At 69.2% G+C, this 20,702-nt stretch carries 23 protein-coding genes; 16 read left to right on the top strand and 7 right to left on the bottom strand.

The window, feature by feature from the left end; translation table 11 throughout:
* Window positions 1-47: 47 nt before the first annotated feature.
* Complete coding sequence (rbfA, locus tag ACV7NN_RS04730) at window positions 48-587, top strand: 30S ribosome-binding factor RbfA (RefSeq protein WP_463348428.1); 540 nt, start codon at window positions 48-50, stop codon at window positions 585-587.
* Between the two features lie 33 nt (window positions 588-620).
* A complete protein-coding gene (locus ACV7NN_RS04725) occupies window positions 621-932 on the top strand; it encodes a YciI family protein (protein ID WP_463348427.1) in 312 nt (103 codons plus the stop codon).
* On the opposite strand, the gene ACV7NN_RS04720 is transcribed toward ACV7NN_RS04725, so the two are convergent.
* Entirely contained in the window at window positions 929-1,819 is an 891-nt protein-coding gene (locus ACV7NN_RS04720; protein WP_463348426.1) for an HhH-GPD family protein, read from the bottom strand. The two genes, ACV7NN_RS04725 and ACV7NN_RS04720, sit on opposite strands and share 4 nt — an antisense overlap.
* A gap of 40 nt (window positions 1,820-1,859) precedes the next feature.
* Here ACV7NN_RS04720 and ACV7NN_RS04715 point away from each other — a divergent pair, with 40 nt between their 5' ends.
* Entirely contained in the window at window positions 1,860-2,534 is a 675-nt protein-coding gene (locus ACV7NN_RS04715) for a nucleoside/nucleotide kinase family protein (protein WP_463348425.1), read from the top strand.
* 4 nt (window positions 2,535-2,538) lie between these two features.
* On the opposite strand, the gene ACV7NN_RS04710 is transcribed toward ACV7NN_RS04715, so the two are convergent.
* Window positions 2,539-3,540 (bottom strand): ketopantoate reductase family protein, encoded by a 1,002-nt coding sequence (locus tag ACV7NN_RS04710; RefSeq protein ID WP_463348424.1) that lies wholly within the window; start codon window positions 3,538-3,540, stop codon window positions 2,539-2,541.
* A gap of 112 nt (window positions 3,541-3,652) precedes the next feature.
* Entirely contained in the window at window positions 3,653-5,083 is a 1,431-nt protein-coding gene (locus ACV7NN_RS04705) for an MFS transporter (RefSeq protein WP_463348423.1), read from the bottom strand.
* Between the two features lie 86 nt (window positions 5,084-5,169).
* Here ACV7NN_RS04705 and ACV7NN_RS04700 point away from each other — a divergent pair, with 86 nt between their 5' ends.
* Genes ACV7NN_RS04700 through ACV7NN_RS04675 form a run of 6 tightly spaced genes read left to right on the top strand, consistent with a single transcriptional unit; the run spans window position 5,170 to window position 9,805 of the window.
* Window positions 5,170-5,814 carry a TetR/AcrR family transcriptional regulator gene (locus tag ACV7NN_RS04700; protein WP_463348422.1) on the top strand — a complete coding sequence of 215 codons (645 nt, stop codon included), beginning with the start codon at window positions 5,170-5,172 and terminating at the stop codon, window positions 5,812-5,814.
* Window positions 5,811-6,758, top strand: a complete 948-nt coding sequence (gene truB / locus ACV7NN_RS04695) for a tRNA pseudouridine(55) synthase TruB (RefSeq protein WP_463348421.1) — start codon at window positions 5,811-5,813, stop codon at window positions 6,756-6,758. The genes ACV7NN_RS04700 and truB overlap by 4 nt, the downstream gene beginning before the upstream one ends.
* Window positions 6,755-7,123 (top strand): hypothetical protein, encoded by a 369-nt coding sequence (locus ACV7NN_RS04690; RefSeq protein WP_463348420.1) that lies wholly within the window; start codon window positions 6,755-6,757, stop codon window positions 7,121-7,123. The genes truB and ACV7NN_RS04690 overlap by 4 nt, the downstream gene beginning before the upstream one ends.
* A gap of 26 nt (window positions 7,124-7,149) precedes the next feature.
* Complete coding sequence (locus tag ACV7NN_RS04685) at window positions 7,150-7,617, top strand: hypothetical protein (RefSeq protein ID WP_463348419.1); 468 nt, start codon at window positions 7,150-7,152, stop codon at window positions 7,615-7,617.
* The gene (locus ACV7NN_RS04680; protein ID WP_463348418.1) at window positions 7,614-8,543 is read left to right on the top strand and encodes a bifunctional riboflavin kinase/FAD synthetase; all 930 of its coding nucleotides are present in this window, start codon (window positions 7,614-7,616) and stop codon (window positions 8,541-8,543) included. Before ACV7NN_RS04685 ends, ACV7NN_RS04680 begins: the two co-directional genes overlap by 4 nt.
* A gap of 38 nt (window positions 8,544-8,581) precedes the next feature.
* Window positions 8,582-9,805, top strand: a complete 1,224-nt coding sequence (locus tag ACV7NN_RS04675) for an MFS transporter (RefSeq protein ID WP_463348417.1) — start codon at window positions 8,582-8,584, stop codon at window positions 9,803-9,805.
* Between the two features lie 13 nt (window positions 9,806-9,818).
* Here the strand turns inward: ACV7NN_RS04675 and ACV7NN_RS04670 are convergent, their stop codons facing one another.
* Window positions 9,819-10,760 carry an ROK family protein gene (locus tag ACV7NN_RS04670; protein ID WP_463348416.1) on the bottom strand — a complete coding sequence of 314 codons (942 nt, stop codon included), beginning with the start codon at window positions 10,758-10,760 and terminating at the stop codon, window positions 9,819-9,821.
* A 97-nt stretch (window positions 10,761-10,857) separates the two neighbouring features.
* On the opposite strand from ACV7NN_RS04670, the gene ACV7NN_RS04665 reads away from it, so the two are divergent.
* The 5 genes from ACV7NN_RS04665 to ACV7NN_RS04645 are packed head-to-tail and all read left to right on the top strand — an operon-like array spanning window position 10,858 to window position 15,920.
* On the top strand, window positions 10,858-11,871 hold the full coding sequence (locus tag ACV7NN_RS04665; RefSeq protein WP_463348415.1) for a sugar-binding transcriptional regulator: 1,014 nt from the start codon (window positions 10,858-10,860) through the stop codon (window positions 11,869-11,871).
* The gene (gene deoC, locus ACV7NN_RS04660; RefSeq protein WP_463348414.1) at window positions 11,868-12,890 is read left to right on the top strand and encodes a deoxyribose-phosphate aldolase; all 1,023 of its coding nucleotides are present in this window, start codon (window positions 11,868-11,870) and stop codon (window positions 12,888-12,890) included. Before ACV7NN_RS04665 ends, deoC begins: the two co-directional genes overlap by 4 nt.
* Before the next feature lie 9 nt (window positions 12,891-12,899).
* The gene (locus tag ACV7NN_RS04655) at window positions 12,900-14,420 is read left to right on the top strand and encodes an aldehyde dehydrogenase family protein (RefSeq protein WP_463348413.1); all 1,521 of its coding nucleotides are present in this window, start codon (window positions 12,900-12,902) and stop codon (window positions 14,418-14,420) included.
* A complete protein-coding gene (locus ACV7NN_RS04650; RefSeq protein WP_463348412.1) occupies window positions 14,417-15,277 on the top strand; it encodes an aldehyde dehydrogenase family protein in 861 nt (286 codons plus the stop codon). The genes ACV7NN_RS04655 and ACV7NN_RS04650 overlap by 4 nt, the downstream gene beginning before the upstream one ends.
* A gap of 52 nt (window positions 15,278-15,329) precedes the next feature.
* Window positions 15,330-15,920: a GDSL-type esterase/lipase family protein gene (locus ACV7NN_RS04645; protein WP_463348411.1), complete on the top strand. Its 591-nt coding sequence runs from the start codon at window positions 15,330-15,332 to the stop codon at window positions 15,918-15,920.
* 31 nt (window positions 15,921-15,951) lie between these two features.
* Here ACV7NN_RS04645 and ACV7NN_RS04640 read toward each other — a convergent pair whose 3' ends face one another.
* The 3 genes from ACV7NN_RS04640 to ACV7NN_RS04630 are packed head-to-tail and all read right to left on the bottom strand — an operon-like array spanning window position 15,952 to window position 18,174.
* Window positions 15,952-17,358, bottom strand: coding sequence for a M20/M25/M40 family metallo-hydrolase (locus ACV7NN_RS04640; protein ID WP_463348410.1), 1,407 nt, complete (start codon window positions 17,356-17,358; stop codon window positions 15,952-15,954).
* 13 nt (window positions 17,359-17,371) lie between these two features.
* Window positions 17,372-17,896 (bottom strand): O-acetyl-ADP-ribose deacetylase, encoded by a 525-nt coding sequence (locus ACV7NN_RS04635; RefSeq protein ID WP_463348409.1) that lies wholly within the window; start codon window positions 17,894-17,896, stop codon window positions 17,372-17,374.
* Complete coding sequence (locus ACV7NN_RS04630; protein WP_463348408.1) at window positions 17,896-18,174, bottom strand: metal-sensitive transcriptional regulator; 279 nt, start codon at window positions 18,172-18,174, stop codon at window positions 17,896-17,898. The genes ACV7NN_RS04635 and ACV7NN_RS04630 overlap by 1 nt, the downstream gene beginning before the upstream one ends.
* Before the next feature lie 59 nt (window positions 18,175-18,233).
* Here ACV7NN_RS04630 and ACV7NN_RS04625 point away from each other — a divergent pair, with 59 nt between their 5' ends.
* Together ACV7NN_RS04625 and ACV7NN_RS04620 are read left to right on the top strand one after the other, a co-directional pair.
* Complete coding sequence (locus ACV7NN_RS04625) at window positions 18,234-18,467, top strand: heavy-metal-associated domain-containing protein (RefSeq protein ID WP_463348407.1); 234 nt, start codon at window positions 18,234-18,236, stop codon at window positions 18,465-18,467.
* Between the two features lie 50 nt (window positions 18,468-18,517).
* Entirely contained in the window at window positions 18,518-20,662 is a 2,145-nt protein-coding gene (locus ACV7NN_RS04620; protein WP_463351235.1) for a heavy metal translocating P-type ATPase, read from the top strand.
* Window positions 20,663-20,702: the final 40 nt, after the last annotated feature.

Raw genomic sequence — 20,702 nt, 5'->3', positions numbered from 1 at the left:
GGCCCGTCCGGTTCGACTCCCCGGTGGGGAGAGAGAGGGGACTTTCGATGGCAGCCCCGGAACGCGCGAGGAAACTCGCCGACAGGATCAAAGTGATCATCGCCAAGCGGCTGGAGCGCGGCATTCGCGATCCCCGCATGGGATTCGTCACCATCACCGATGTGAAAGTGACCGGTGATCTCCAGCACGCCAGCGTCTTCTACACGGTCTACGGGACCGACGAGGAACGCGCGGACACCGCCGCCGCGCTCAAAGCCGCAACCGGGATGTTCCGCACGGAAGTGGGCAAGAACATCACGTCGCGGCTCACGCCGTCTCTCGAGTTCATCCTCGACGCCATCCCCGAGAACGCCGCGCACATCGAAGACCTGCTCCGTGAAGCGCGCCAGCGCGACACCGAGGTCGCGGGTCTCGCGGCGTCGGCGCAGTACGCCGGCGACGAGGACCCCTACGTGAAACCGCGGGAGTTCGACGCCGACGGAGAGGACGACGACTTCGGCAGCGACTTCTACGCCGACGACGACGATGCCGCGGAAGAAGAGGCGGAAGAAAAGGTCGCCGAAGAAGAGGCCGCCGAGAAGTCGTAGCCTGGGATGCGCGCCCGGCGGTAGCCTTCGAGCATGTACGCCGTATCGTTCTACGACAGCGATCCCGACAACACGGATCCGAAGCATTTCGAGCGTCTCGTCGAGACCTATCCACGCCATCGCGCATACCTCGACGAGTTCGCGAAGGGCGGCGAGGTCCTGATGATCGGCACGTTCGGCAACCCCGCCACTGAAGGATCGATGGCCGTGTTCCGCAGTCGCGAGGCCGCCGAGCGGTTCCGCGAGAGCGACCCGTTCTACACCGAGGGCCTGGTCTGGCGGTCGCGGATCCTCGACTGGAACCCGCTGGTATTCGGCGAGGGCGGAGCGCTGGTCGACGGTTAGGGCAGCACGAGCCCCTCGGGCCCCTCGACCGCGAGGCCGTCGGAGAGAAGGCCTGCGATGGCTCGGTCCCGCTGCGCCACATCCGGCCACACCCCGTCGAGCTCCGCACGGGTCACGGGGATGTGCGATGCGCGCAACTCTGCCATCACCAGCCCGCGGACCTGCCGGTCGGAGCCTTCGTACTTCTTCTGCACGGCCCTGCGCGGGCCGTCGTAGGCCGGGTAGCCGGCGAGGCGCCACGCGCATGCGTCGCGCACCGGGCATCCGTCGCACAACGGCGACCGCGCCCTGCAGACGATGGCACCCAGCTCCATCATCCCGGCGTTGAACGCCACCGAGGCCGCCCTGTCGGCGGGGAGCAGCGACTCCATCGCGGCCAGGTCCCGCTTGCTCGGAGGGCCGGGGTCTGCGCTGCCGTCGATCGCGCGCGCGATGACGCGACGGATGTTCGTGTCGACCACCGGATGACGCCCACCGTAGGCGAAGACCGCGACCGCGCGTGCGGTGTAGTCGCCGACACCGGGAAGAGCGAGCAGAGCATCCACGTCGTCGGGAACGACACCGCCGTACTCGTCGGTGATGGCGACCGCGCACGCGTGCAGCCACAGCGCGCGGCGCGGGTAGCCGAGCGACTTCCATGCCCGCACGGCCTCGCCGGGCGGCACGGCGGCCAGGTCCGCCGGCGTCGGCCAGCGCGCCAGCCATTCCTCGAGGTGCGGGATGACCCGGGAGACCGGCGTCTGCTGCAGCATGAATTCGCTGACGAGCGTGCCCCAGGCGGGAAATCCCTCACGGCGCCAGGGGAGGTCGCGCCGGTTCGCCTGGAACCACCCGATGACCGTCGACGCGAACGGCAGCGGCGCGGAAGCGGCTGCGAGTTCGGTCACGAACCCAGCGTAGGCGGCCCGGGCGGCCTAGGCTCGACACATGCAGCTGCTGCCGACACCGCGCAACGATTTCCTGAGAGAACTCGTGGGGGAGATCGCCCACAACTACGGTCATGGCCGCGTGATCGTCGCCGTCGACGGCGTGGACGGGTCGGGCAAGACGACCTTCGGCGACGATCTGGGCGCCGCGTTCCGCGAGGCGGGACATGACGCGTTCCGCGCATCCATGGAGGACTTCCATCGTTCGCGTGCCGAGCGGTACCGCGACGGCCGCGAGTCGCCAGAGTCGTTCTACCGCGACTCGTTCGACTACCAGACGTTCCGCCGTGTGCTCGTCGATCCTTTCCGCATGGCAGGCAGCACCGGATTCCAGACGACAGCGTGGGACGTCAAACGCGATGCGCCGACACTGAGCCGGTGGATCACCGGGCAGGCGGACGGCGTGCTCATCGTCGACGGCGTGTTCCTCAACCGACCGGAACTGCGCGGGATCTGGAACTATTCGATCCTGCTTGAGGTCCCGTGGGACGTCGCGTACGCCCGGCTCGCGGAACGCGACGCCCGCAACCCCGACCCGGATGCGCTGGCCAACGCCCGGTACCGCGAGGGCCAGGAGCTGTATTTCGCGGAGGCGAACCCGCGGCAGTACGCGAGCGCGCTCGTCGACAATGCCGACCCCGCGCATCCTCGGCGGATCTTCGCCGACAGCTGCTGACGCGTTACAGGAGGGGCACGACCGTGGCGCGCACCTCGTCGGGTGGGACGAAGGCGCCCGTGTGCTCCACGCGGTGCACGAGTCCGACCAGGGCAGCATTGATGGGAGCGTCCCGGCCGATGCGGGCAGCCTGGTCGACGACCGCCCCGTTGAGGTAGTCGATCTCGGTCGGCTGGCCGCGCCGGATGCTCTGGAGCGTCGAGCCGGGATTCGGGGTGCGCCCCATCCGGCGCTTCATCAGCAGCGGGACCGCCTGCCCGATCGCGAGCGGGCTGCGCGCCACGAATCGGAGGATGCCGTCGGTCAGCCCCTGCAGGCTTCCGAAGTGCACGCCGGAGTCGATCGCGATGCGCACGGATTCCCGCAGGCTGCCGGTCACGATCCGGCGTAGGTGCCGGTCGCCCAGGGTCTCCTGGACGCTGAGCCCGGTGATCGCCGGCATCGCGTTGATCTGGTTGACCATGAGCTTCGTCCACCGGCAGCCGGTGAAGTTGGCGGTCGCCTCGCACGGCATCACGGCGCCGAGCACGCGGGCGACGAAGAGAGTGGGAGCACTCGGTGCGCCGTCCCCAGAACCGAGATAGGTGGTCGCCGCTGTCGTGACGCTCACCTGACCGGGGGAGAGGTAGCTGGCGGCCCAGAGGGCGAGCGCTCCGACGCAGTCGGAGTCGGGGAGGAGGGCGGATGCTTCGCTGAGTCCCGTGAGGCCGTTCTGCACGATCACGACGGGGATGCCCGCGAGCAGCGCACTGTGTTCCTGGATGGCCGCACCGGCGTCCTGGGCTTTCGTGCAGACGAGCGCGAGCTCGGGAGCCGTCGTGAGGGTCTCAGCGGCCGCGACGTGCGCGGTGTGGGTTCCCCATCCGCCCGACAGCTGCAGCCCTGTCGCACGGATCGCCTCCAGATGGTCACCGCGGGCCGTGACCTCCACGTCGTGGCCGGCCCGGTCGAGGAGCGCGGCGATCGTCCCGCCGATCGCGCCAGCTCCGATCACTCCGATTCGCATCCCCCCAGCGTATTGCGGGGGCGCACACCGATCGGACGGGTTCTGCCGGAACGCAGCGGGTGGAGCGGCAGAACCTGTCCGATCGATGCAGGCGACTCGGATGCAGGGTGACTCAGGCGGCGCGAACGGCCTCGGGCGCTGGGATCTCCGACGGTGCCCCTTCGCGGCGGCGGATACCCGAGGGCAGCGCCAGGGAGATCAGGGCGGCCAGTCCGAGGACTCCTGCGGCGACCCCCACCGCGGGAATCGCCGCGTGGACGTAGCCGGTCGGTGTGAGGGTGCCGCCTGCACCGGTGAACACTGCGGTGAGCACTGCGACACCGAGCGCGACACCGATCTCACGGAGCGTGGAATTGGTACCGGAAGCTTTGGCGTGGTCGTCCGGCACCATGTTCGCGAGCACCGCGGTCGAGCTCGGCGCGAACACGAGCCCCATGCCGATACCGGCGAGTGCGAACGCCGGCCACATCTCGCTGTACGGTTCGGTCGCTGACAGCGTGAGAGAGACCCACAGCATCGAGACCGTGAGGAACACCAGGCCCACGAAGATCGGAAGGCGGGTTCCGGTGCGCGGCGAGAGGAGGCCCGTGAGCGGGGCCACGACCATCGGTGCCAGCGTCCATGGCATCGTCAGCACGCCGGCCTCGAGAGGGGTGTGACCCTGAACGACCTGCAGGAACTGGATGAGGATGAAGACCGCGCCGAAGATGCCGAAGGAGAAGGTGATGCCGACGAGGTTGGCGACGGTGAAGCTCCGGTCGCGGAACAGCCGGAGCGGGAGCAGCGGAGACGGTGTGCGGGATTCCCAGATGACGAACGCAATGAGGAGGAGCCCTCCGGCGATCAGCGAGCCGAGGACTTCGAAGGAATCCCATCCGGCCGGGTTCCCGCGGACGATGCCGTAGACGAGGCCGAGCAGCCCAAGACCGGCGAGGAAGAGGCCGACCACATCCGCTCGCACGCGCTCGCCGAAGCTGTTCGGCAGGGCGAGGAAGACCAAAGGTACTGCGATCACGCCGAGCGGCACGTTCAGCCAGAAGATCGCCTGCCAGTTCCAGCCCTGCACGACCGCGCCGCCGATCAGCGGGCCGAGGGCGACACCGAGGCCGGCGATGCCCCCCCAGATGCCGATTGCAGCGGGACGGAGGCGGAGCGGAACCGTGCCGGCGAGAAGGGTGAGGGAGAGCGGCATGAGCGCTGCGGCGCCGATCCCCTGTACCGCTCGGGCCGCGATGAGCATCCACGGTTCTGTCGCGAGTGCGCAGAGCGCTGAGGCGATGGTGAAGATCGCGATGCCCCCGACGAAGATACGACGTCGACCGAACCGGTCGCCGAGCGCCACCGCCATGAGCATCATGGTCGCGAATGTCAGCGTGTAGGCGTTGACGACCCACTGCAACTGTTCGATGGACGCGGTCAGGTCGCGCGCGATGACCGGGAGAGCGCTGGTGACGACGAGGTTGTCGAGTGTCGCCATGAACATGGGCAGGGATGCTGCGATGATGGCGAGCCAGAGGGGCACGCGCCGTGCGGGTGAGGTCATCGCCCAGCTCCATTCATCGGAAAGGATTGTGGTTATTGGATGATTACTAAGCGACAGAGTAGTAATCGACTGATAACCTGTCAAGTGTGAAAGACAAATCGGCCGAGCGTATCCCGGCAGGTGAACGACGCGAGTCGATCCTCGCCGCCGCGAGCCTCGTGTTCGGCGAACGCGGCTACTTCGGGGCGACCACCGACCAGATCGCCCGGGCTGCGGGCATCAGCCAGCCCTACGTCGTCCGCATGTTCGGAAGCAAGGAGAACCTCTTCCTCGAGGTCCTGGACCGCGCTGTCAACAAACTCATCGAGGCCTTCCGCGCCGTCCTCGCCGAGGCGAAGGACACCGACGACCCCGACGACGTGCTCCACGTGCGGATCGGGTTCGCCTACGTCAACCTCATCGAGGACCGCGGCATCCTGCTCTCCCTCATGCAGGCGTTCAGCATGGGCGGTGACCCTGTCGTCGGCCGCAAGGCGCGCGACGGCTTCCTGGCGATCTACCGGTTGCTGCGGGACGAGGCCGGCTTCGAACCGGAACGCATCCGGGACTTCCTCGCCCACGGCATGCTCCTCAACACCGTGCTCGGCCTTCGACTGCCCGACGAGTACGAGACCGACGACGCAGCGCACGCCCTCGTGGAATCGACGTTCGGCCCGAAACTCCAGATGGTGCTCGACCTCGCCGCGCTCGAAGCAGCCGGCCAGCCCCGGGCCGTCGGGGCCGAGGCATGAGCCAGGCAGACGGCGCGCTGCAGCAGGCACCGCCACCGAGCGGCATCCTGCTCGTCGACAAGCCCGAGGGCTGGACCAGTCACGACGTCGTCGCTCGCACGCGACGCCTGGCGGGAACGCGCAAGGTGGGGCACGCCGGGACGCTCGATCCGATGGCCACCGGTCTGCTCATCCTCGGCCTCCAGAGCTCGACCAGGCTCCTCACCTACATCGTCGGCACCGACAAGGAGTATTACGCCACCATCCGCCTGGGCGCTTCGACGACGACGGACGACGCCGAAGGCGATGTGGTCACCCAGGCCGGCGGCGAGCAGCTCGACGCGGTGGCGCCGGATGCGATCGTGGCCGCGATCGCGAACCTGACCGGCGAGATCGAACAGGTCCCCAGCTCGGTGAGCGCGATCAAGGTCGACGGCAAGCGAGCGTATGCGCGGGTGCGCGCGGGGGAGGACGTGGTGCTCGCCGCGCGCCCCGTCACCGTCTCCGTGTTCGAGCTCCTCGCCACCGAGCGCGTGGTCGTCGACGGCGAGACGGTCGCGATCGACCTCGCCGTTCGCGTCGTGTGCTCGTCGGGCACCTACATCCGCTCACTCGCCCGCGACCTCGGCGAGGCGCTCGGCGTCGGCGGCCACCTGACACGGCTGCGGCGGGCCCGCATCGGTCCGTTCGACGTCGCGGATGCGCGGCCCATCGACGGTCTCGACGTCGCGTCCAGCATCATCCCGCCCGCGGAGGCCGCGTCGAAACTGTTCGAACGCTTCGAGCTCACCGAACAGCAGGCCCTCGATCTCGGGCACGGCAAGCGCATCCACGTGCCAGACCGCGACGGCGGAGGAGAGCCGGTCGCGGCGATCGCGCCGACCGGCCACCTGGTCGGCCTGATCGAGTTCCACGGCAAGGAAGCACGGACCCTGGTCAACTTCCCCTCGGACGAGATCGCATGATCGAGTGGTTCACGGCGGTCCAGGTGGCCGTCGCCTGCATCGCCGGCGTGCTCTGCATCGCGCTGGGGCTCGCCGGCCGCGTCCCTTCCGACCTCACCATGGGCGCCGTCGCACTCGTCGAGGTCCTGCTCGTCGGTCAGCTCGTCGTGACGATCGTGGCGCCCGCGGTGGGGAACGAGCCGACCGGGAGCCTCGCGGAGTTCTACATCTACTTGATCTCGGCGCTGATCCTGCCGCTCGCAGGCGGCTTCTGGGCCCTCATCGAGCGCAACAGGTGGAGCACCGTCATCCTCGGCGCCGTCTGCCTCGCGATCGCCGTCATGGTCTACCGCATGGGCCAGATCTGGTTCGTGCAGGGAGCGTAGTGTCGCGCGTCTAGAATCGTAAGGCGATGCCAGAACAGACCCCCGCCGTGCACCAGGCGAAGACCAGAAGACCGCGTGTCACCGGCGTCGGCCGTCTCCTCATCCTCGTTTACGGCATCCTCGCCCTCGCGGCCACCGGCCGGAGCGTCTTCCAGATCATCGACCGGTTCGGCGAGGCGCCCGTCGCCTTCACCCTGTCCGGTCTGGCGGCGATCGTCTACATCGTCGCGACCATCGCGCTGATCGCACCGGGCCCCGTCTGGTACCGCGTCGCGTGGTACACGATCTCGTTCGAGCTCGCCGGGGTGATCGTCATCGGCAGTCTCAGCCTGTTCGCGCCGGATGCCCTCGGTCTCACCAGCATCGACCCGTTCGGCCGCCAGGCGACGGTCTGGTCGGTCTACGGCATGGGCTATCTGTTCATTCCGCTTGTGCTCCCGATCCTCGGCATGATCTGGCTCTCGAAGAACAAGCCGGTGGTCGAAGAATCGTGAGGGTGTTCAGGACGCTCGAGGAGGTGCCGGCCGATTTCGGGCCGAGCGCCGTCACGATCGGCAAGTTCGACGGCGTGCACTCCGGGCACCGGGCGGTGATCGCGACGCTGGACGAGGTGGCGGCTTCGCTCGGCCTCACTCCGACCGTGATCACATTCGACAGGAACCCGCTCGAGCTCCTCGCGCCGGAGAAGTGCCCGCCGGCACTGACCGGCATCGACCAGAAGCTCGACCTGCTCGCCGGCACCGGGGTCGACGCCACCCTCCTGCTGACCTTCGACCGGCAGACGGCCGACCTGAGCCCCGAAGCGTTCGTCGAGAGCATCCTGGTCGAGCGCCTGCACGCGCGCGTCGTGCTCGTCGGGGCGGACTTCCGCTTCGGTTCGCGCGGCGCCGGTGACGTCACGAGGCTCGAGGAACTGGGCGAGAAGTTCGGTTTCGTCGTGCGCCTCATCGACGACGTGCGGCCGGAGGGAGGCAGGCGCGTTTCGTCGACCTGGATCCGGGAGCTGCTCGCCGACGGCGACGTCGCACACGCGGCCAGGCTGCTCGGTCACATCCCGGCCGTGCGCGGGATCGTCGTCCACGGCGCCGCCCGCGGTCGCGAACTCGGCTATCCGACGGCGAACCTCTCGCCGGAATCCGAGGGCCTGATCCCGGAGGACGGCGTGTACGCCGGCTGGCTGACGGATGAGGGCGTGCGGTATCCGGCGGCCATCTCGGTGGGCAACAACCCGACCTTCGAAGGAGTGCCGCAGAAGCAGGTCGAGGCGTATGTGCTCGACGAAGACATCGACCTGTACGACCATCGCGTCGAGATCGCGTTCGTCGAACGCATCCGCGGCATGGTCGCCTTCGCGGGAATCGACCCCCTGATCGCCCAGATCGCCGCGGACGTGGAGCAGGCCCGCGCCATTCTGTCCTGACCCGGGACGGCCGCACGGCGTCCCGATAGGATCGAACGGTGCCAGATCCTCTGCAGCGTCCCCTCTGGCACGGCAGGACCCTGGCGCTGGTCGGCATCCTCCTCGTCGCCGCCAACCTGCGGACGGCCGTCGCCGCCCTGTCGCCGATCTTCGCGGAGATCCGCGTCGACTTCGCGCTCTCCAGCATCGCTGTCGGCGTGCTCGGGATGCTGCCGCCGGTCTGCTTCGCCGTCTTCGGGCTCGTAGCCCCCGCTTTCACCCGCCGCGCGAGTCTCGAGACCGTGATGGTCTTCTCACTCGTCACCATCCTGCTCGGCGACCTCGTGCGCGCGTTCGCCGGCTCGTTCGTCGTGCTGGCGGTCGGCTCCGCCATCGTCTTCGCGGGTATGGGCGTGGGCAACGTGCTGCTCCCGCCGCTCGTCAAGCGCTATTTCCCCGATCGGATCGGTCTCGTCACGTCGCTCTACGCGACCGTGATGTCCATCAGCACGCTGCTTCCGCCGCTCATCGCGGTGCCGGTGGCGGACAGCCTCGGCTGGCGCGTCTCAGTGGGGATGTGGGGAGCGCTGAGCGTACTGGCGGTGCTGCCGTGGCTGCGCATCCTCATCTCGCACCGGCCCGCGCACCCCGACCACGATGTCGAGGTCGAGGAACCGGGGCGCCGTGCGCTCGGCCGCGTCTGGCACACAGCGATCGGCTGGTCGCTCACCGTCATCTTCGCCGTCTCGTCGCTGAACGCCTACGCGATGTTCGCCTGGCTTCCCCAGATCCTGCACGACACGGCGGGCACCGATTCCGCCGAGGCCGGCGCTCTGCTGTCGTTGTACGCGGCGATGGGCATCCCGTCGAGCCTGCTCGTGCCGATGCTCGCCTCCCGGCTCAGGAGCGTCGGGGTCCTGGTCTACGCCGCCGTCGCGTGCTTCGTGGTCGGCTACCTCGGGCTGATCCTCGCACCGGGGACCGCGACCTGGGTCTGGGTCGTGTTCGCCGGCCTCGGTCCGCTGCTGTTCCCGCTCTCGCTCGTGCTCATCAATGTTCGCACGCGAACGCACGAGGGCTCGGTTGCGCTGAGCGGCTTCGTCCAGGGCGCCGGCTACACGCTCGGCGCGCTCGGTCCTCTCGTCGTCGGCGTGCTGCACCAGGTGACCGGCCAGTGGACCCTGGCACTCGTGGTGCTGCTCGCCACGGCGGGGGCTGCCGCGGTTGCCGGCTCGATCGTGGCACGACCGCACCAGCTGGAGGACAGCTTTCCTGATCGTTGATCGCGGGCGCAGCTCAGGGGAGCAGGTTCGCCCGGTGAACGAGGGCGCCTGCGCCGATGAGCGGGCCTTCGCCGGACAGCGACGACGGAACCACCCGTACCTTGCGCACGAAACCGAAGTAGTGCTTCGCGATAGTGGTCCTGACGACGTCGAAGAGGTCGGGCGTCGACTGCGAGAACCCGCCCCCGATGGCGACGAGCTCGAGGTCGACGAGAGCTGTCGCCGACGCGATGGCGCGGCCGATCGCCTCCCCGGTGCGTTCGATCGCCTGGCGGGCGACCGGGTCGCCCGCGGCGTAGGCGGCGGCGAGATCTTCGCCGGTCGTGCCCGCGAAGCCCTGGCGGCGAGCCCAGGCGACGGTGTGCGGACCGGAGGCGATCGCCTCCAGGGCGGTGGGGTTGCCGAAGGTGTCCTCGCCGGTCATCCCGCCGACCTCGACGTGCCCGATGTGGCCGGCGTTCCCGGTCGGACCGGTGATGACCCGGCCGCCGACGATCAGGCCGCCGCCGATCCCGGTCGACACGACCATCCCCATGACATTGTCGACTCCCTGCGCGGCCCCGACCCAGTGCTCGGCCATCGTGATGGCAACGCCGTCCATCTCCAGGGCGGCCGGCACGGTGTGGCCGGCCTCGGCCGCGACGCCCGCGACGAACGACCGCATCGGGTAGTCCCGCCAGGCGGGGACGTTGAGCGGCGAGACGAGTCCGTCGACGCGCTGGATGGGGCCGGCGCATCCGATGCCGATGCCGATCACCTCGGCGTCCTCCGGAACCGCAGCCAGGGCGTCGCGGACGACAGCGGACACGGAGGTCTCCAGCACTTCCGAGGTAGCGGCACGGCCCGTTGGCTGGCGGTGGCGCGAGCCGGCAAGGACTTTCCCGTCAGCGTCGACGAGGGCGGATTCGACTTTGGTGCCGCCGAAATCGACGGCGAGGGCGAGGGGTGTGCGCACCCGTCAAGAGTAGGGGAAACGCATCCTGCTCATATGAGCGAAGACCGCGCAAGCGTTGCTCCGAGCGATCCACCTTCCTAAGCTGAAGGGGCGCACCGTGCGAAAGGAGACAGCCGCGATGAACGACAGCGACGAGATCCTCGCCGTGAAAGCAGCAGAACTCTATTACGAAGCGGGCAAGACGCAGGATGAGATCGGCCTCGCCCTCTCGGTGAGCCGGTGGAAGGTCGGCCGGCTCCTCGTGCAGGCTCGTGAGCAGGGCTTCGTGCGCATCGAGATCGTGCATCCGAGTGCCCGGCGGTTCTCACTCGAACGCGAACTCTGCGGCTTCTACGACCTCGACGACGCCGTCGTGGTGCCCACGATCGACTCCGACTCCGATGTGCAGGCCAGGGTCGCCCAGGCGGCAGCCGACTACCTCACCACCCTCCGGCCGGTGCCGCGCACCCTCGGCGTGAGCTGGGGTCGCACGCTGCACGCGGTCGCGGCGCGGCTGCGTCCTGGCTGGGCCGTCGGCGTCAACCCCGTGCAGATCAACGGAAGTGTGAGCAGCACCCGCCAGGCCACCGCCGCGGCCGACACCGCCGTCGTCATCGCGCGCAAAGCGCAGGGGACGGCAACCCTGCTTCCGAGCCCGGCCATCTTCGAGCAGGCGGCGACCCGGCGCGCGATCGAAGCGGACCGCGCTGTGCAGAGCGTTCTCGAGATCGCGCGCAACGCATCCGCCTACCTGTTCAGCGCCGGCGTCGTGGACACCAGTTCCGTACACGTCGACAGCGGCTACCTCACCGCGGACGACGTCCGCAGTCTCGCCGCAAAGGGCGCCGTCGGCGATGTCGTCGGCCGGTTCATCACCGAAGACGGATCCGTCGCCGACGACGAGCTGAACAACCGTACTCTCGGCATCACCCTCGACGAACTGCGGTCAGCGCGCGTCAGCATCGCGGTCATCGCCGGAGAGGCCAAGCACAGGATCGCGCACGCGGTCGTCTCGAGCGGTCTGTGCACCACGCTCATCACCGATGAGGCGACCGCCAACGACCTGCTCGGCAGGTCGACGAACGCCGGCCAGGCAGCCGGCGAGCACGTCAGAACCGAAGGAGTGAAGTGACCATCGAAACCACGCCTCCCGGGCGATCCCTCGCACCGGCGGCACGAGCGGTGGACGTGCTGGGCGGTGACCTCACCGAGGCCAGCCTGCGCCGTTACCTCGAAGGCATCCCAGGGGTCGACGCGGTCGGCCTCGAGCAGCGCGCTGCCGGACTCGGTACGCGCTCCATCAAGACCACCAGCAAGCGCTGGGCGCTCGACAAGATCATCGAGCTCATCGACCTGACGACGCTCGAGGGAGCGGACACTCCCGGCAAGGTCCGGTCGCTCGTCGCGAAGGCCCTGACACCCGACCCGAGCGACCTCAGCACGCCGCGGGTCGCTGCTGTCTGCGTCTACGGCGACATGGTGCCGTTCGCGGTCGCAGCGCTGGGTGACGCCCACGCGGGCACGACCCCGGGCGGCATCAGCGTGGCGGCCGTGGCCACCGCCTTCCCCAGCGGGCGCGCCTCACTCGGGGTCAAGCTCGCAGATACGGCCGACGCGGTCGCCGCTGGCGCCGACGAGATCGACATGGTCATCGACCGCGGGGCATTCCTCGCCGGCCGTTACGGCCTGGTCTTCGACGAGATCGTCGCGGTGAAAGAGGCGTGCCGCCGCGACGACGGCAGCTACGCGCACCTCAAGGTGATCCTCGAGACCGGCGAGCTGAACACGTACGACAACGTGCGCAGAGCGTCCTGGCTTGCCATCCTCGCGGGAGGCGACTTCATCAAGACCTCCACCGGCAAGGTGTCCCCGGCCGCGACGCTGCCGGTCACCCTGTCGATGCTCGAGGTCGTGCGCGACTGGCACCGCCTCACCGGCGAGAAGATCGGCGTGAAGCCGGCGGGCGGCATCCGCTCGTCGAAGGACGCGATCAAATACCTCGTCACGGTCGCCGAGACCGCCGGCGAGGAATGGCTGCAGCCGCACCTGTTCCGGTTCGGCGCGTCGAGCCTGCTGAACGATGTGCTGCTCCAGCGGCAGAAGATGACGACCGGCCACTACTCCGGCGCCGACTACGTGACGATCGACTAAGGACGGACAATGAGTTTCCTCGAATACGCACCGGCGCCGGAGTCGCGGGCCATCCTGAACCTGCGCGACCAGTACGGTCTCTTCATCGACGGCGAGTTCGTCGACGGCGGAGGCCCGGCGTTCCAGACCATCTCACCGGCGTCCGAAGAGCGCATCGCGACGATCGCGACGGCCGACGCGGGCGACATCGATACGGCGGTCGCGGCAGCACGCCGGGCATACGACCGGGTCTGGTCACGGATGAGCGGCTCCGATCGCGGCAAGTACCTGTTCCGCATCGCGCGGCTCGTCCAGGAGCGGTCGCGGGAACTCGCCGTCGCCGAGAGTCTCGACAACGGCAAGCCGATCAAAGAGAGCCGCGACGTGGACGTCCCGCTCGTGGCCGCCTGGTTCTTCTACTACGCAGGATGGGCGGACAAGCTCGACCACGCGGGCCTCGGTCCGGCTCCGCGTGCGCTCGGCGTCGCAGCGCAGGTCATCCCCTGGAACTTCCCGCTGCTCATGCTGGCCTGGAAGATCGCTCCGGCGCTCGCCGCGGGCAACACCGTCGTGCTGAAACCGGCGGAGACCACGCCGCTGACCGCGCTCCTCTTCGCCGAGATCGTTCAGCAGGCGGACCTGCCGCCCGGTGTCGTCAACATCGTGACCGGCGCGGGGGAGACCGGACGGTTGCTGGTGAACCACGCCGATGTGAACAAGGTGGCCTTCACCGGGTCGACGGCGGTCGGGCGCGAGATCGCCCGGTCGGTCGCCGGCACCGACAAGAAGCTGACCCTCGAACTCGGCGGCAAGGCTGCGAACATCGTCTTCGACGACGCTCCGATCGACCAGGCCATCGAGGGCATCGTCAACGGCATCTTCTTCAACCAGGGCCACGTCTGCTGCGCAGGCAGCCGCCTGCTCGTGCAGGAGAACATCCACGACGAGGTCGTCGACCGCCTCAAGACGCGGCTGTCGACGCTGCGCCTCGGCGACCCGCTCGACAAGAACACCGACATCGGAGCGATCAACAGCGCCGAACAGCTGCAGCGCATCCGCGAGCTGTCGGACATCGGCGAGGCCGAGGGCGCCGACCGCTGGAGCCCTGCGTGCGTCATCCCCGAGAACGGGTTCTGGTTCGCGCCGACGATCTTCACCAACGTGTCCACCAGCCACCGCATCGCCCGAGAGGAGATCTTCGGACCGGTGCTCTCGGTCCTCTCGTTCCGCACGCCGGCCGAGGCGATCGCCAAGGCGAACAACACCCCGTACGGCCTCTCTGCCGGTATCTGGAGCGACAAGGGCAGCCGCATCCTCGCGGTCGCCGACAAGCTGCGCGCTGGGGTGATCTGGGCGAACACCTTCAACCGGTTCGACCCGTCGAGCCCGTTCGGCGGCTACAAGGAGTCCGGCTTCGGCCGCGAGGGCGGTCGCCACGGACTGGCCGCCTACCTTAAGCCCGCGGCTTCGCAGTCGGCCCTGGCCGCTTCTGCGGCTAAGGCTGTTCCCAGTCCGAAAGCATCAGCATCGACAAAGGGAGCGAAGAAATGAGCCGCCTCGCCGTGCCGAAGACCTACAAGCTGTACATCGGCGGAAAGTTCCCGCGCAGCGAATCGGGCCGGACCTTCGAGGTCGTCTCGGCGAAGGGGGCGTTCCTCGCCAACGTCGCGAAGGCATCCCGCAAGGACGCCCGTGACTCCGTCGTGGCCGCGCGGGCGGCACTCAGTGGATGGGCGGGTGCGACCGCGTACAACCGCGGGCAGGTGCTCTATCGCATCGCCGAACTCCTCGAAGGCCGCCGTGCGCAGTTCGTCGACGAGATCGTGCAGGCTGAAGGCGTCACGGCCGCCGTCGCGGGTGCGCAGGTCGACGAGTCCATCGACCGCTGGGTCTGGTATGCAGGATGGGCGGACAAGTTCGCGCAGGTGGCGGGCAATGCCAACCCCGTCGCCGGGCCGTACTTCAACATCTCCGTCCCAGAGCCGACCGGCGTCGTGGCGGTCATCGCCCCGCAGGACTCCAGCCTCCTCGGCTTCGTCAGCGCTGTGGCGCCCGCTCTCGTGGCGGGCAACACCGTCGTCGTGGTCGCCAGCGAGCGGTTCCCGCTGTCGGCGATCAGCCTCAGCGAGGTGCTCGCGACCAGTGATGTGCCCGGTGGCGTGGTCAACATCCTGACCGGTTCACCGGCCGAGATGGCACCGTGGCTCGCATCCCATTCCGATGTCAACGCCGTCGACCTGGTCGGCGCCGGGGAGCTCGATTGGGTGGACCTGCAGATCGCGGCCGCCGAGACACTGAAGCGCGTGCTCCCGCCGGAGAACGGCCCGGACGCGGCGGCTCCCAGCCTCGACCGGATCACCGCGTTCACCGAGACGAAGACCGTCTGGCACACCAAGAGCATGATCTGATCGCTTCCGCAACCCGCTGGCGGTAACTCGTCAGGAGAGTGATGATGGATGCATGTCGGAATACGGAGCCACTGCATTCGTCGGCGACAGCCTGACCCAGGGCGGCAGCTGGCACGAGTGGCTTCCCGATGAGGACGTGCAGAATTTCGGCATGAGCGGCGACACCACGGATGACGTGATCGCCCGCTTGGGAGATGTCATCGAGGCCCGGCCGGGTTCGGTGATCCTGCTGATCGGAACAAACGATCTCGCTTGGCGCAGGTCGGCCGAGCACATCGTCCGCAACGTCGAGACCATCCTCGTGACGCTGCGTCGCGAGTTGCCAGAAGTGCGCATCCTCGTGCAGTCGGTCATGCCGCGCGGGCACGAGTTCGCCGCGGAGATCCGGGATGTGAACCGGCACCTGTGGCAGTTCGCCCCGACCGTCCACGCGATGTGGCTGGACCTGTGGCCCGCAATGGCGCTCGAGGACGGAGAGCTGAATCCCGCATACTCCGACGACCGCCTGCATCTCAACGAGGCCGGGTACAGTGCCTGGCTGGGAGAGCTGAAGCCGGCCATCGAGCGTCTGCGGCAGCTTCCTCCGAGCAGTCGTTCCATCCAGTTGCCCGATCTCGGTGGTCGCGCCTGGACGACCAGCTAGCCGGAACCCCGGCCCGGCCGGTTTCGGCGGCTCAGCGGGACCGGAGCAGCGCCGCGTAGACGCCGATCCCGCGCAGCCAGGTGGCGACGCGGATGCGTTCGTTGCGCGCGTGGAGCGTCCCGCGGTCTTCGGCACTGAGCTCGAACGGCGTGAACCGGTAGACCGCGTCGCTGATGCGCGTGAAGTGCCTGCTGTCGCTCGCGCCGAGCATCACGTACGGCGACACGATCACGCCGGGATAGTTCTCGACGATGCTCTCGCGCAGGGATTCCCACTCGGGGCCGCTGGTGGGCGACACCGGCGACGGCTCGTTGGCGTCGATGACCAGCACCTCGACGAGCGGGTCCCGGATGGCGCGGCGCACGTGGCGCAGGGTGTCCTCGACGGTCGAGCCGACCGCGATCCGCACATTCACGTCGGCCTGCGCTTCCTCGGCGAGCGCATTGGAGGCGAGGCTGCCACTCAGCCGGGTGACGGCCGTCGTCGTGCGCACGATCGCCCTGGTCTCGTCGCTGAGCCGTCCGAAGGCGACGATCATGAGGGGCTTGAGCAGGCGGGCGCGGGAGAAGACGTGCCGCAACGGGCCCGTCGCATGGACCCCGAGCGTCTCGATCATGAGGAGGTTGGTCTCCGAGAGCCGTGCGGGGAACGGGCGGGAGTTCAGTCGCGTGATCGCGCGGGCGAGGCGGACGGTCGCGGTCATCCGGGGCGGGGTGGATGCGTGGCCGCCCGCCTGCGCGACCTGCAGCCGCAGGGTGGTGATCCCCTTCTCGCTGATGCCGATCATTGCGATCGGGTCGCTCACAGCGGGGAACACGCGCTCGACGATCGCGCCGCCTTCGTCGACGACGAGTGCCGGCCGGATGCCGCGTTCCGCCAGGTGCGCGACGATCGCCTGGGCACCTTTGCCGGCTGTCTCCTCGTCGTGTCCGAAACTCAGGTAGACGTCGTTGAGCGGCAGGTGACCGGCGCGCACGAGCGCTTCGACGGCTTCGAGGATAGCCACCAGCGCCCCCTTGTCGTCCAGGGTGCCGCGAGCCCAGAGCACCTGCTCCTCGCCGGTTCCCTCGAGGTCGGCGGCGAACGGCGGATGCTCCCATCCTTCGTCGGTCGCAGGGACGACGTCGTAGTGCGCCATGAGAACGGTCGGCGCTCCCGGCTCCCGCCCCACCCAGCGGTAGAGCAGCGAATGGCGGGCGACGACCGTGCGCTCGAGGGCGGCGTGGAGGTCGGGGTAGAGGCGGGGGAGCGCCTCGACGAAGGCGTCGAAGTCCTCCCAGCGCGTCGTCTCGATCTCGTTGCGCGACATCGTGGGGATGCGCAGCAGTTCGCGGAACCGCTCGACGGCGCGCTCCGGATCGACCCCGGGCACACCCGGTTCGGCGCGCGCGTGCGGATGCGGATCAGGGGCTGCGGCGCTCACGGTGCGGTCTGGCATGGATCGACTGTAGTCATTCACCGGCCGCAGCGCGGAATGCGGAGAGGGCGGCGTCGGAGAAGAGCACGAATCGCACGCGCTCGACGGGTCCGGTCGATGCCGCGAGCACCGCTCTGACGGTGCTGACTGCGGTGCGCGCGGCGTCGTCCATCGGCCACCCGTAGATCCCTGCCGAGATCGCTGGGAAAGCCACGCTGGAGGCTCCGAGTTCGCGTGCGACGCGGAGCGAGGACCGGTAGGCGTTCTGCAGGAGTTCGGTGCGGTCGTCCCTGGCCGACCAGACCGGGCCGACGGTGTGGATGACCCAGCGCGCCGCCAGACGGCCCGCCGTGGTGGCGACGGCCTGTCCTGTCGGAAGCCCGTCGGGGTACTCGGTCTCGCGCAGTCGCCGGCATTCCTCCAGGATCTGCGGACCGCCGGCGCGGTGGATCGCCCCGTCGACTCCGCCGCCGCCCAGCAGCGAGCTGTTCGCGGCGTTCACGATGGCGTCGACCTGCTCATCGGTGATGTCGCCCCGGACGATCTCGAGCTCGGTCATCAGCCGCGGTTGTTGGACAGTTCGTACACTTTCAGCAGTTCGGCGATGGCGGCGTCGCGGGTGTCGCCGCCTTCTTCGAACATCTCGGACACGTGCGTCTTGAGATGGTTCTCCACCAGCAGCTTGTTCAGGGAGCCGAGCGATTTCTGGATGGCGAGGGACTGGGTGAGGATGTCGACGCAGTAGTCCTCGTTCTCGATCATCTTCTCGACGCCCCGGAGCTGGCCTTCGAGGATGCGAGCGCGATGGAGGGCGCGCTTCTTGATGTCTGCGATCACAGGTCAAGGATACCCTCTCTTCACACATACCCCCATGGGGTACGTGTTACGGTGGGATCATGGACACGATCGACACGACCTACCCCGTATCCGGAATGACCTGCGACCACTGCGCGGGTGCGGTCACCGGGGAGCTCGAGCGCATCGGCGGGGTGACGCGCGCGACCGTCGACCTGGCCGCGGGCACCGCCACGATCGCCAGCGAGAGGCCCATCGCCGACGACGAGATCCGGGCCGCCGTCGAGGAGGCCGGGTACGTGCTCGGGCGCCCCGGCCTGCTTCCCCTGCTGTGACGACGGCTACAGAGGCGCCGCCCGTCACGATCGACCTCGCGATCGACGGCATGACCTGCGCGAGTTGTGTGGCTCGCGTGGAGAAGAGGCTCAACAGGCTCGACGGCGTGCAGGCGACCGTCAACCTGGCCACGGAGCGAGCGCGGGTGATCGCACCCGGATCGCTCGACCCCGGGACGCTCGTCGCTGAGGTGGCCCGAGCAGGGTACGGTGCCCGCCTCGTCGAGCGCGACGAACCCGACCACCGCAGCACCGGGACGCAGCTGCGCAGGCTCGTCGCGAGCGCGGTGTTCGCGTTCCCGGTGGTCGTCCTGGCGATGGTGCCGGCCTGGCAGTTTCCCGGCTGGCAGTGGGTGGCCCTGGTGCTCGCCGCTCCGGTGCTCGTCTGGGGCGGCTTCCCGTTCCACCGCGCGACGTTCACGAACCTGCGCCACGGCGCGACCACGATGGACACCCTGGTGACGCTCGGCACAGGAGCCGCGTTCGTGTGGTCGGTCTGGGTGCTGGTGTCCGGCTCGGGCGGAGCTGTGTACTTCGAGGTAGCCGCGGTCGTCACAGTCTTCCTCCTGCTCGGCCGCTACATCGAAGAGCGTTCGATGCGCAGCGCCGGGTCCGCCCTGCGCGCGCTCCTCGAGGTCGGAGCACGCGAGGCCGTGCGTCTCGACACGGCCGAAGGCGTGGACGGTGGGCTGCGCGAGGTCCCGGTGCCGGTGGCGGCGCTGGCGGTCGGCGACCTGTTCCTCGTCCGGCCTGGCGAGAAGGTCGCGACCGACGGTGTCGTCGTGGACGGTGCCGCGGCGGTCGACGTGAGCGCGCTGACCGGCGAGTCCGTGCCCGTCGACGTCGGCCGGGGCGACGGGGTCGCAGGCGCCGTCATCGTCAGTGGCGGCTCGATCGTCGTACGCGCGACGCGGATCGGGGCCGACACCCAGCTCGCCCGGATGACGCGCATCGTCGAGGAAGCTCAGCTCGGGTCGTCCCGCGCCCAGCGGCTCGCGGACCGGGTGGCCGCGGTCTTCGTCCCGGTCGTGCTCGCCCTGTCGGTCGTCACGGTCGCAGCCTGGCTGCTGGCGGGTGGGGGTCCGACCGAAGCGCTGACCGCCGCGGTGGCCGTGCTGATCGTAGCGTGCCCCTGCGCCCTGGGTCTGGCGACGCCGGTTGCGCTCCTGGTCGGCACCGGGCGCGCGGCGCAGTGCGGCATCCTCGTCACCGGGCCGGAGGCTCTCGAGCAGGCACGCCGCATCGACACGGTCGTCTTCGACAAGACCGGCACGCTGACGACGGGGCGGATGCAGCTGACCGAGCTCACGCTGGCCGAGGGGGAGCGGGAGGACGTGGTCCTGCGGCGAGCCGGTGCCGTCGAACGACTGTCCGAGCATCCGATCGCCCGTGCGGTGGTCGATGCTTGGCGCGAGCGTGCTCTCGAACCGCCGGCCGAGGTCGACGGCTTCCGGGCGCTCGCCGGGTTCGGCGTCGTCGGAACGGTGGGCGGAGTGACGGTGTCCGTCAGCAGACCCGACCAGACGACGCCCGCGGGCGATGCGCCGGCGATCATCGACGAGAGACTCCGTGCCGCCATCGTTCGCGCGGCCGGAAACGGTGCGACCGGGGTCGTCGTCGCCTGGGGTGGGCGGGCGCGGGCGGTCCTCGCGCTGGGCGACACGCTCCGTCCCGATGCGGCCGAGACCGTGAGCAGGCTCCGCGGGCTGGGCCTGAGGCCGGTGCTGCTGACGGGGGACAGCGCAGCGGCCGCACGCTCGGTCGCCTCGCAGCTCGCGATCGACGAGGTGCTCGCGGGTGTCCTTCCGACGGAGAAGGCGGATGCGGTCCGCGCGTTGCAGGCCGGCGGCCGCGTCGTCGCCATGGTCGGCGATGGCGTGAACGACGCCGCGGCACTCGCGCAGGCGGACCTCGGCATCGCGATGGGGTCGGGGACGGACGCCGCCATGCACGCGTCTGACATCACGCTGGTGAGATCGGAGCTTCCGGCGGTGGTGGATGCCGTGCGCCTTGCACGGCGGACCGTCCGCACCATCCGCGGCAATCTCTTCTGGGCCTTCGCCTACAACATCGCGGCCCTGCCGGTCGCCGCACTGGGCTTCCTGGACCCGATGATCGCCGGCGGAGCCATGGCTTTCTCGAGCGTTTTCGTCGTCGTGAACAGTTTGCGCCTCCGGCGGGGCCGCGACGCATAACCCGTCGCGTACATAGCGGCACGCACCGGAGCGCCCCAGG

It is taken from the genome of Leifsonia sp. Ger2509, assembly GCF_055231915.1.
The sequence above is the reverse complement of the archived record's forward strand: the minus strand, read 5'-3'. Positions and strand labels throughout refer to the sequence as shown.